The organism is Castellaniella sp., from assembly GCF_041677825.1.
In the GTDB taxonomy this organism is placed as follows: Bacteria; Pseudomonadota; Gammaproteobacteria; order Burkholderiales; family Burkholderiaceae_B; genus Castellaniella.
Genome location: NZ_JBAYPG010000026.1, coordinates 43,087 through 54,046, shown reverse-complemented (window position 1 = coordinate 54,046; position 10,960 = coordinate 43,087). Strand labels below are relative to the sequence as shown.

At 70.0% G+C, this 10,960-nt stretch carries 8 protein-coding genes; 3 read left to right on the top strand and 5 right to left on the bottom strand.

Features of this window, described 5'->3' with window-relative positions; all coding sequences use genetic code 11:
• The 5 genes from WCY17_RS11330 to WCY17_RS11310 form a co-directional block, all read right to left on the bottom strand.
• Positions 1-1,060 (bottom strand): ESPR-type extended signal peptide-containing protein (locus WCY17_RS11330; protein ID WP_372702298.1); only part of this gene is annotated, 1,060 nt, incomplete at its 3' end.
• Positions 1,061-1,386: 326 nt separating this feature from the next.
• Complete coding sequence (locus tag WCY17_RS11325) at positions 1,387-1,944, bottom strand: transcription termination/antitermination protein NusG (RefSeq protein WP_372702297.1); 558 nt, start codon at positions 1,942-1,944, stop codon at positions 1,387-1,389.
• 99 nt (positions 1,945-2,043) lie between these two features.
• Positions 2,044-3,747: a glucose-6-phosphate isomerase gene (gene pgi / locus WCY17_RS11320; RefSeq protein WP_372702296.1), complete on the bottom strand. Its 1,704-nt coding sequence runs from the start codon at positions 3,745-3,747 to the stop codon at positions 2,044-2,046.
• Between the two features lie 95 nt (positions 3,748-3,842).
• On the bottom strand, positions 3,843-5,033 hold the full coding sequence (locus tag WCY17_RS11315; protein ID WP_372702295.1) for an acetyl-CoA C-acyltransferase: 1,191 nt from the start codon (positions 5,031-5,033) through the stop codon (positions 3,843-3,845).
• Between the two features lie 14 nt (positions 5,034-5,047).
• Positions 5,048-7,729 (bottom strand): 3-hydroxyacyl-CoA dehydrogenase/enoyl-CoA hydratase family protein, encoded by a 2,682-nt coding sequence (locus WCY17_RS11310; protein ID WP_372702294.1) that lies wholly within the window; start codon positions 7,727-7,729, stop codon positions 5,048-5,050.
• Between the two features lie 133 nt (positions 7,730-7,862).
• On the opposite strand from WCY17_RS11310, the gene WCY17_RS11305 reads away from it, so the two are divergent.
• From WCY17_RS11305 to WCY17_RS11295, 3 genes are all read left to right on the top strand, one after another.
• Positions 7,863-9,086, top strand: a complete 1,224-nt coding sequence (locus WCY17_RS11305) for a FecCD family ABC transporter permease (RefSeq protein WP_372702293.1) — start codon at positions 7,863-7,865, stop codon at positions 9,084-9,086.
• A 13-nt stretch (positions 9,087-9,099) separates the two neighbouring features.
• Positions 9,100-10,023 (top strand): ABC transporter ATP-binding protein, encoded by a 924-nt coding sequence (locus WCY17_RS11300; protein WP_372702292.1) that lies wholly within the window; start codon positions 9,100-9,102, stop codon positions 10,021-10,023.
• Positions 10,024-10,113: 90 nt separating this feature from the next.
• Positions 10,114-10,935 (top strand): ABC transporter ATP-binding protein, encoded by an 822-nt coding sequence (locus tag WCY17_RS11295; RefSeq protein ID WP_372702291.1) that lies wholly within the window; start codon positions 10,114-10,116, stop codon positions 10,933-10,935.
• Positions 10,936-10,960: the final 25 nt, after the last annotated feature.

The window sequence follows — 10,960 nt, the reverse complement described above, 5'->3', positions numbered from 1 at the left end:
TACCGTCGCCACTCGCCTGGGCACCAATCCCCAGAGCAGTCGAGTCCGTACCATCTGCCGTGGCACCCGCACCCCCGGCAAAGGCACCATCTTTCGTGGCCTGGGCACCATCGCCAACTGCCGCACTACTGGCACCGCTGGCACTGGCCTGTACACCAATCGCCGTGGAATTTTCACCTGAAGCACTGGCGCCAGTACCGGCGGCATAGGCATTGTCAGCCGATGCAGCCGCACCCACACCCGTGGCTACGCTGTTCTCGCCCGAGGCTTCGGCGTTGAGGCCCGTGGCAATGCTCTGCGCGCCTGTAGCTTTCGAGTCACGCCCAGTGGCAATGCTGTCGATACCCGAGGCTGCGGCGCTTACGCCAGTTGCAATGGCGAAATTATTTGTAGCCTGCGCCCCGGGGCCAACAGCTACTGTACCCACACCCTGCGCATTGGAACCAATCCCCAGCGCCGTCGCACTATTTCCAGTTGCCTGCGCGCCATTCCCACCTGCAAAGGATCCGTCGCCCGACACATGGGCACCGTGCCCAACAGCCACGCTGCTGGCGCCTGTCACACTGGCATCATTGCCAAACGCGCCGCTGTGATCGCCTGTCACGGTAGCGCCACTGCCCACCGCGCTGCTGCTGTTGCCTGTCACAGTGGCACCATTACCAAAGGCACCGCTCCAGTTGCCATTTACATGTGAAGCCTCACCAATGGCGATGCTGGCGCCACCATTCACCCCGGCACCAGTGCCTATGCTCACACTGTTGTCACCATTCGTGTTTGCGCCATGACCGGCCGCTACGCTGCTGTCGCCGTTTACCGTTGCGCCCTCGCCGACCGCTACGCCATCGTTGCCATTGACACTCGCGCTCCCTGGAACCGCAACATTGGCCGCCAACGCCGCCCCAGTCCCCCCGACCAGGCCGGCACCGGCCAGGACCACGCTGGCCACTGCGAGCCGAGTGCGACTGGATCCAGTGCGCTTGCCGCGCGCACTGGCGAGTTCGGACACGACTACAAAGTTGCCAGTCTCCTCATTCCAGATCGTCTTGTAGATTTTGTTCATGCCCTTACCCCGATTAATGATGATTTTTGCAATGAAACGACAACAGCCCAGATGCGCATCTTCTGGCACAGTCTGAGACATCTTTCTGCATTACTTCCGTTGTGTCAATATGCGATGGCATTTTTGCGACAAAGCAACGGATCCCCACGAAACATTGACGCATGAAGATATCACGTTTCGTGTTGTGCAGTACCCCTGAACGCGGGGGGGTTTACCCTTGGGTCGCCGCCAGCCTGGGCAGCAGGCCCAGCGCAGCAAGCTGTCCAAAAGGCAAAAGGCAGCATTTCGTCCACGGGGATGACGGGCGCACTCGGTGCGTGCGCGGCTCAGCGCGGTGCGATGTGCGCGAATTCGACCTGTACGTGCTGGGGGCGGCCGAGGATTTCCAGCAACAGGGTCACGCGATCTCGGGAGACGGAATGCACCAGCGCATCCAGCCCGGCCAGGGCAGGGTCCAGCAGGCGCACGGCCATGCCGGGCCTGTAGGGGCTGATGGCATCCAATGGCGCGGTATTGCGCAGGGCCTCGGCCTGGCGGATGGCCTCTACGGCATCATCGGCCAGCAGGGCTGGCTGGTGGCCAAACAGCACCAGGCGGCTGACGCCCACGGTGGAGCGCACGACGGCCAGCGACTGTGTGGCGCGGGTGGGGCGCAGGAACAGGTAGCGCGGGAACATGGGCTCGTAGGTGGTGGGCTGGACCGGGCGCCCTGGTGTGGACGCCGCCGCCCGGGTACGTCGGCCGGGTTTGGCAAAGACCCGGAACAGGGGCAGGTAGACTTCGAAGGCCTGGCGTTCGAGCTGCACCCGGGCAATCTCCTCTTGCCGGGGCTTGCTGTGCACGACATACCATACGGTGGGCAGTTCAGTGGGCAATTTAGGCATTCAGACCAGATTTCCGATAAATCGGCTTTCGCATTGTCGGTCAGGAAGAGCGTGCGATTGTAGACGCAGTGATGTCCCCGGGAACAAGTGCGTATTCCGTCATGCTTGTTCCTCATTGAAAGGAAAGTTGAAACGCAGGGCCTGTATCCAGTGGCAGGTGGAACGGTCGTGCTCGGGCACCGCAGCAGCCGCACGGGCCGGCACGTGCCCGGCCCCGACCGTCGACGCAGCCGGCGCCGGCGCGGCCGCCGCAGCCGCACGCTGCGGGTCGATCTCGGCCAGGATGCTGTCGGCCAGGCCTTTGCCGTATTCGACGCCCCACTGGTCGAAGGCGTCGATGCCCCAGATCACGGCCTGGGTAAAGACGCGGTGCTCGTACAGGGCCAGCAGCGCGCCCAGGCTGTAGGGTGTCAGGCGCGGCAGCACGATCAGGTGGTTGGGGCGCCCGCCGGGGTGCACGCGGTGGGGGGCCAGGCGGGCCGCTTCGGCATGGGTCAGGCCCTGGGCACGGCATTCGTCCAGCGCCTGGGCCAGCGTCTTGCCGCGCATCAGGGCTTCGCGCTGGGCCAGGCAGTTGGCCACGAGCTGGCGGTGGTGGCCGGGCCACTGGTGATCCGCGCTGCGGCAGAAGATGAAATCCACGGGGGCGCCGTCGCTGCCCTGGTGCAGCCACTGAAAGAAGGTGTGCTGGGCGTCGGTGCCGGGCATGCCCCAGACGGCGGGCCCGGTGGCGACGCCCACGGGGCGGCCGTGGATGTCCACCGATTTGCCCAGGGACTCCATGTCGAGCTGCTGCACGTAAGGCACCAGGTTGGCCAGGCGCGAGTCGTACGGGGCGATGTTGAGCGAACCATGGCCCAGGACGCTGCGGTTGACGACGCCGGCCAGGGCCATGCGCACCGGGGCATTGTGCGCCGGCGGTGCCTGGGCGAAGTGCTCGTCCATGGCGGCCGCGCCCATGCGCAGGCCGGCCAGCACTTCGCTGCCGACCGCCAGGGCGGTGGTCAGGCTGACGGCCGACCAGATCGAGAAGCGCCCGCCGATCCAGTCCCAGAGGCGGAAGATGTGCGCTTCGGGCACGCCCCAGGCGCGGGCGCGGTCGGGGCGTGCGGTGACGGCGACCATATGCGCGGCCGGGTCCTGGCCGGCGGCCTGCAGCCACTCGCGGGCGCGGGCGCCGTTTTCCAGGGTTTCGGCGGTGGCAAATGATTTGCTGGCCAGCACGACCAGGGTGTGGCGCGGGTCCAGCCCGGCGAGCCCGCCTTCGATGGCGTGGCCATCGATGTTCGCGACGAAACGCACGTCGCGCCAGGTGCCGGCGTAGCCAAAGGCCGAGACGGCCAGGCGCACGCCCCAGTCGGAGCCGCCGATGCCGATGTGCACGATGTGGCGCCAGCGGCGTTCGGCGTCGGCGCGACGCACGAAACCGTCCACGCGCTCGCGCTCGTCGAAGGGCGCTTGGGCGTCCGGGCGCACCAGCCCAGTCCCCTCGGGCAGCGAGGGGGCACGCAGCAGGCTGTGCCAGGCGGCCCGCTCTTCGGTGAGGTTGACCACTTCGCCGCGCAGCAGCCGGGCGCGCGCCTGCTCGAAGCCGCGCGCCTGCAGCAGGGCCTGCCCGGCGGCGATGAGCGCGTCGGAATGGCGCTGGCCGCTGGAGTCCAGCGTCAGGCCATGGGTTTCGATCAGATCCAGACGGTCTGGTTGCGGGCTGGCCTGGCGCGCCGCCTGCACGAAGCGCTGCCATTCGGGCAGTGCGTCCAGGCGGGGGGGCAATGCGGTGGGCGGCGGATTGTGCGCGGACATGATGGGCGGTACCTGGTCAGCAACGGTGGGCGCGGGGCAGGCGCAGGGGCAGGCGTGGGGCCAGTGGCATGGACGGCGTGCCGCAGCTGCGGATTTCAGCAGCGCTCGAAAATGCCGGCCGCGCCCATGCCGGTGCCCACGCACATGGTGACCATGCCGTAGCGCAGGGCGTGGCGGCGCAGGGCATGCACGGTGGTGGCCGAACGGATGGCGCCCGTGGCGCCCAGCGGATGGCCCAGCGCAATGGCCCCGCCCATGGGGTTGACGACGGCCTCATCCAGGCCCAGGTCGCGGATCACCGCCAGGGATTGCGCGGCAAAGGCTTCGTTGAGTTCGATCCAGCCCATGTCGGCCAGTTGCAGGCCGGCCTGGCGCAGCGCGAGCGGAATGGCTTCTTTTGGGCCTATGCCCATGATCTCGGGCGGCACGCCGCGCACGGCGAAGGTGACGAAGCGCGCCAGCGGGGTCAGGCCGTGGGTTTTGAGGGCGCGTTCGGAGACCACCAGCAGCGCGCCGGCGCCATCCGAGGTCTGCGAGCTGTTGCCGGCCGTGACGCTGCCATGGGCGGCAAAGACCGGGCGCAGGCGCGCCAGGGCCTCGAGGCTGGTGTCCGCGCGCGGGCCTTCGTCGAGCGCCACGCGGCGCTGCGTTTCGTGCACCTGGCCGCTGGCCAGGTCAGGCGTGCGGCGGATGATGTCCACCGGCAGGATCTCGTCGCTGAATTCGCCCGCGGCCTGGGCCGCCAGGGCGCGCTGGTGCGAGCGCAGGGCAAAGGCGTCCTGGTCGGCGCGGCTGACCTGCCAGCGCTCGGCCACCTGCTCGGCGGTGGCGCCCATGCCGTAGGCGATGCCCAGGTGTTCGTCGAAGATCTGCGGGCTGAAGCTGGTGCTCACGCCCAGCGTGGGCACCTGGCTCATGGATTCGACCCCGCCGGCGATGAGCACGTCGGCCTCGCCCACGCGGATGCGGTCGGCCGCGATCGAGATGGCCGTGAGCCCGGAGGCGCAGAAGCGGTTGATGGTGGCCCCGGGCACCGATACGGGCAGGCCGGCCAGCAGGGCTGCGACACGGCCCACGTTCAGGCCCTGCGGCCCCTCGGGGATGGCGCAGCCAACGACCACGTCCTCAATGGCCGCCGGGTCCAGGCCGGGCGCCTGCGCGAGCAGGCCGCGCAGGGTGGTGGCCAGCAGTTCGTCGGGCCGCTGGTGGGCGAACATGCCGCGCGGCGCCTTGCCTATGGGGGTGCGGATGGCGGCGGCGATGTAAGCGGTGTGCAGAGTGCTCATGTCCGGCTCCTGTCTCAGTTGCGCACGGGCTTGCCGGTCTGGATGAAGCCGGCGATGCGGGCCTGGGTCTTGGGATGGGCCAGCAGCCCGAGGAAGGCCTCGCGCTCGCGCTGGTGCATCCAGGCGGTATCCACGCGGCTGCCGGGGTCCAGATCGCCGCCGCACAGCACGCGGGCGACTTCAGTGGCCACGTGGGCATCGTATTCGCTGATGAAGCCGCCCACCTGCAGGTTGAGCAACTGGGCGCGCAGGGTGGCGATGGCGTCGCGCCCGGCCACCGGGAAGGGCACCGCCACCGGCGGGTGCCAGCCCGCGTCGGCCATCTGGCGCGCCTCGCGCACGGCCACGTGCAGCAGTTCGTGGCGCTGCATGACGATGGGATCGCTGGCCCGCAGCCAGCCCAGTGCGCGGGCATCCAGCGCCGAGGTGGACACACGCGCCGTGGCGATGGTTTCCATGAAACGCTTGAGGACTGCCAGCAGGGGCGCATCGGGCGCCGCTTCGGCCTGCAGTTCGGCCGCCCGGCGCGCTGCCCAGGCCAGGCCGCCGCCGCCAGGCACCAGGCCCATGCCCACTTCGACCAGGCCCATCCAGGTTTCGAAATGGGCCACGCGCCGCGCGCAGTGCAGGGCCAGTTCGCAGCCACCGCCCAGGGCCAGGCCGGCCAGCGCGGCCACCACGGGCACCTGGGCGCTGGCCAGGCGCGCCGTCATATCCTGCATGGCGCGCTGCAAGGGTTCGATGGCGGCCGGGCCGCCGCTGGCAAAGGCAGGCAGCATGGCCTTGAGGTCGGCCCCGGCCGAGAAGGGCTCGGCGAGCTGGCCCACGACCAGGGCGGCGAAATCGCGTTCGGCGCGCTCGAGCGCCTGCAGCACGCCATCGACCACGGCGGGCCCCAGGGTGTGCATTTTTGTCTTGAAGGACACGATGAGCACGTCATCGGTCGCGGTGGCGATGTCGGCGACGCTGGCGCCGGCCGGGCCCGTGGCAGTGCTGGATCCGCCCGCGGTATCGGATGGGCCTGTGGCGGCGACGCTGGAGCCGGGCACCGTGCCGGATGATCCGGCTCGACCCGTGGCCGCGCCCCCGGCCGGCAGGGTCCAGGCCAGGACGGCATCGGTCTCGAACACGATGCGCGGCTGCAGCGCGGGGGGTTCGCCCACCAGACGCTCGGCCCCGACCTGGCGTGCGTACACGGGCAGGCGGCTGCGGGGTACCCAGGCCGTGCGCGCCGGGCTGAACGACCCCGCCGCCCCGTGCACGCCCTGCGCCTGCCAGACGGGCCCCTGGGTGACCCAGGCCGGCAGAGGGGCGCTGCTGAGCGCCTGGCCGGCGGCGATGTCATCGGCGATCCAGCCGGCCACGGCCTGCCAGCCGGCGGCCTGCCAGAGTTCGAGGGGGCCCAGCGCATGGCCAAAGCCCCAGCGCATGGCGCTGTCGAGTTCGCGCGCCGAGGCGGCGATCTCGCCCAGGTGCAGCGCGCTGTAGTGGAAGGCATCGCGCAGCACGGCCCAGACGAAGCGCGCCTGCGGGTGCTCGCTGGCATGCAGCGCGGCCAGCCGTTCGGCCGGATCGGGCAGGGCCAGCATGGCGCGCACCGTGTCGTCGGCCCGGGCGCCGCTGGCCACGTACTGGCCGCTGGCGGGATCCAGACGCAGGATGGCCTTGCCTTCTTTCTTGTAGAAGCCGGCGCCGGTCTTCTGCCCCAGGGCGCCGGCATCGAGCAGGCCCTGCAGCACGGGCGGCACGCCAAAGCAGGCATGGAAGGGGTCATCGGGCAGCTGATCCTGCATGGTGCGGATCACGTGCGCGAGGGTGTCGAGCCCGACCACGTCGGCTGTGCGGAAGGTGCCCGACCTGGCACGCCCCAGGCGTGTGCCGGTGAGATCATCCACCAGATCGAAGGGCAGGCCGAACGCCTGGGTATGGTGGAAGACCGACAGGATGCCGAAGACGCCGATGCGGTTGCCGATGAAATTGGGCGTATCGTGAGCGCGCACCACGCTCTTGCCCAGGCGGCCCACCAGAAAGGTTTCGAGCGCATCGAGCAGTTCGGGGCGGGTGTGTGCGGTGGGGATGAGTTCGACCAGCGGCATGTAGCGCGGCGGGTTGAAGAAATGCACGCCGCAGAAGCGGGTGCGCAAGGCCTCGGGCAGGGCATCCGAGAGCGCCGCCAGCGACAGGCCCGAGGTGTTGCTGGCCAGCAGGGCATGCGCGGCCACGTGCGGCGCGATACGGTGGTAGAGGTCGCGCTTGATGTCCAGGCGCTCGGCCACGGCTTCGATGATGAGATCGCAACCCGCCAGCAGGGCCAGGTCGTCTTCGTAATTGGCCGGCCGGATGGCTTCGACGGCCTGGGGCACGCCCAGCGCGGCAGGCTTGAGGCGTGCCAGCCGGGCCAGGGCCTGTGCGGCGATGGCCGATGCCGGGGCGCGCAAAGCGGCGCCTGTGGCTTTTGCGGTGTCTGTGGCTTTTGCGGCGCTCGTGGCAGCCATCGCAGGGCCCGTGGTTTTCGCGGCGCCTGCGGCAGCCGCCGCGGTGCCGGGCGCAGCCGGCGGGCTGGCCAGGTCGAAAAGAATCACGGGCAGGCCGGCGTTGGCGCAGTGGGCGGCGATCTGCGCGCCCATGACGCCGGCGCCGCATACGGCCACCCGGCGGATGTGGCGGGGAATGGCGATGGAAGATGGGTTTTGCATGGCGATGTCCCGGTGCGTTTGCTTTCATTGTCGCTCATGTGGGCCCGGGCGACCAAACCCGCGCCGGGCGGGCACGACCGGTACACGCGGTGCGGTGCGCCGGGCCGCAGCGCCCGGCGCAGGGGCCGTGGTCGTGCACGGCCCGCCCACGCCCACGCCCACGCCCACGCCCACGCCCACGCCCACGCCCACGCCCATAGCCGCAGCCGCAGCCGCAACCGCAGCCGCGATCTGCCGGTATGATCACGCCATGAACCGCCTGTCCTATCCTTCCGCTTCGGGATCCGAGCGCGATCCGCCCGGTGCGCCGGGCGCGCCACCGGACGCCACAGCCCTGGCGCAGGGCTATCAGGCGCTGCTGCGGCGGCGCTGGCTGGCACTGGCGCTGCTGGCGCTGGCGCTCGTGCCGGCGCTGGCGGCCGATGTGCTGACGGGGCCGGCGGGCCTGGGGCTGGCATCGTTCTGGCAGGCACTCTGGCAGCCGGCCGAGGTGCCGGACGTGATCCGGGTGATCGTCTGGGAGCTGCGCCTGCCGCACGCGCTGATGGCGCTGGCGGTGGGCCTGTCGCTGGGTCTGGCCGGGGCCGAGATGCAGACCGTGCTGGACAATCCGCTGGCCAGCCCGTTCACCCTGGGGGTGGCTTCGGCCGCCGCGCTGGGGGCGGCGCTGGCCCTGGTGCTGGGTTGGTCGCTGCCAGGGGTACCGGAGGCCTGGATGGTGGCCGTCAATGCCTTTGTATTCGCCATGCTGGCGGCCCTGCTGCTGGATGCGCTGGCACGCTGGGGCGGCTTGAGCACGAGCGGGCTGGTGCTGTTCGGCATCGCGCTGGTGTTCTCTTTCAATGCCGTGCTCTCGCTGCTGCAGTTCGCGGCCAGCAGCCAGGCCCTGCAGGCGCTGGTGTTCTGGACCATGGGCAGCCTCGAACAGGCCACCTGGCCGGTGGTGGGCACGCTGCTGCTGGCGGTGGCGGCCATGCTGTCCTGGTCGCTGTACGACGCCCGGCTGCTCACGGCCTTGCGCCTGGGCGAAGCGCGTGCGGCCAGTTTCGGCATACCTGTGGCGCGCCTGCGTCAGCGCGCCCTGCTGCGCATCAGCCTGCTGGCCGCGCTGGCCGTGGCCTTTGCGGGCACCATCGGTTTCGTGGGCCTGATGGCACCCCATATGGCGCGCCTGCTGCTGGGCGAGGACCAGCGCCATTATCTGCCCGGCAGCGCCCTGCTGGGCGGCCTGGTGATGGTGCTCGCGGCCCTGGCCTCGAAGAGCCTGATCCCGGGGCTGGTGCTGCCCATCGGCATCGTGACCGCGCTGGTGGGGGTGCCCTTCTTCCTGGTGCTGTTGTGGCGCAGGCCCTTGTGACGCGGGGCCGTTGATGCTCACCATCCGTAACCTGCGCCTGGATCTGGGCGGGCGCACGATCCTGCACGACCTGAGTGCGGAACCGCTGGCCGGCGGGCAGCTGATCGCCGTGCTGGGGCCCAACGGCAGCGGCAAGACGAGCCTGCTGCGGGCGCTGGCCGGGCAGGTGCGCGCCACGCAGGGCGCCGGGGCGCAGGTGCGCCATGAACCACAGGGCGTTGAGGTGGAGCGGCCTCATGATCTGCGGGGCGTTGGGGAACACCGACCCCATGAGCTGATGGGCGCCGGGGAACAGCAGCTCCATGAACTGACGGGCGCCAAGGCACAGCGGCCCCATGAGCCGCAGCACGCCGTGGATCTGCTGCGCCTGGGCGCCGAGGCCCGGGCACGCCTGGTGGCCTATCTGCCGCAGGATCTGCCCCCGGCCGTGTCGCTGCGCGCGCTCGAGGCCCTGCTGGTGGCCGACTGGCAGCGCGGCCGCCTGCACGGCCGGGCGGCCTCGCTGCGCGCAGCCCAGGCGGTGCTGGCGCGGCTGGGGCTGGGCGACCTAGCCCTGCGCGCGCTCGATACCCTGTCGGGCGGGCAGCGCCAGCTGGTCGGGCTGGCGCAGGTGCTGGTGCGCGAGGTGCCCATCCAGTTGCTGGACGAGCCCCTCTCGGCGCTGGACCTGCGCCATCAGGCCCAGGTCATGCAATTGCTGGCGGCCGAGACCCGCGAGCGCGGCTGCCTGACCCTGATTGTGCTGCACGACCTGAACGTGGCGCTGCAGTACACCCAGGGCTGCCTGTTGCTGCAGGCCGGGCGCCTGGTGGCCCAGGGGGCACCCGAAGCCGTGCTGACGCCAGACACCCTGGCACGCGTCTGGGGCGTGCGCGCGCGCACCGAGCGCTGTTCGCGCGGCATCCCCCGGGTGCTGGTGGATGGCCCGCTGGTATGACATCTGACCTGAGCGGCCTCTGCATCCTGCGCGCCACACCCCGCATATCGGTGGGTAGCCGGCGTGTAGGTCTCTAGTACAATCCTTGCCATGGCAACGAGTACCCCCTCTCCTCTGGTCCTGTTCGATGGCGTGTCGCTGGGCTACGGCGATTTCACCGTGCTGCGCGAGATTTCGCTGCGCGTGCTGCCGGGGCAGGTGGTGGCGCTCATGGGCGGCTCGGGCTCGGGCAAGACCACGCTGCTGCGCGCGGTCACCGGGCAGCTGGTGCCGCAAAAGGGTACGGTGCGGGTGTTCGACCAGGACATGGCCCGGCTGCAGGGCGAAACCCTGCGTCAGGTGCGCCAGCGCATGGGGGTGCTGTTTCAGGCCGGCGCGCTGTTCACGGATCTCAACGTGTTCGAAAACGTTGCGTTTCCGCTACGCGAGCACACGTGCATTTCAGAGCACCAGATCTTCGAGCGGGTGCTCGACAAACTTCAGGCGGTGGGCCTGCGCCAGGCGGCGCACCTGCGCATTTCCGAAATCTCCGGGGGCATGGCACGGCGCGTGGCCCTGGCGCGCGCCATCGTGCTCGAACCCGAGCTGCTGCTGTTCGATGAGCCCTTTGCCGGGCTCGATCCCATTTCGCTGGGCATCACGGCGCAGCTGATCCGCACGCTCACCAGCCAGCTGGGCTGCGCCTCGATCCTGATCACGCACGATGTGGTCGAATCCTTTGCCATTGCCGACCAGGTCTACCTGATTGGCCAGGGCCGCTTCGTGGCCAACGGCCAGCCAGCCGACCTGCAGGCGTCCGATGACCCCTACGTGCAGCAGTTCCTGCAGGGCCGGCCCGATGGGCCGATCGGGTTCCATTATCCAGACACGCCGGCGTTCGAGCGCTGGCTGGCCGGCAAAGGGCGCCCATGAGCCCGTCACCGCAACCCAACGGGTC

Excerpts from the sequence above, each read along its gene's own strand:
- WCY17_RS11325 (WP_372702297.1), bottom strand. The coding sequence starts at position 1,944 with ATGCCTAAATTGCCCACTGAACTGCCCACCGTATGGTATGTCGTGCAC.
- pgi (WP_372702296.1), bottom strand. The coding sequence starts at position 3,747 with ATGTCCGCGCACAATCCGCCGCCCACCGCATTGCCCCCCCGCCTGGAC.
- WCY17_RS11315 (WP_372702295.1), bottom strand. The coding sequence starts at position 5,033 with ATGAGCACTCTGCACACCGCTTACATCGCCGCCGCCATCCGCACCCCC.
- WCY17_RS11310 (WP_372702294.1), bottom strand. The coding sequence starts at position 7,729 with ATGCAAAACCCATCTTCCATCGCCATTCCCCGCCACATCCGCCGGGTG.
- WCY17_RS11300 (WP_372702292.1), top strand. The coding sequence starts at position 9,100 with ATGCTCACCATCCGTAACCTGCGCCTGGATCTGGGCGGGCGCACGATC.
- WCY17_RS11295 (WP_372702291.1), top strand. The coding sequence starts at position 10,114 with ATGGCAACGAGTACCCCCTCTCCTCTGGTCCTGTTCGATGGCGTGTCG.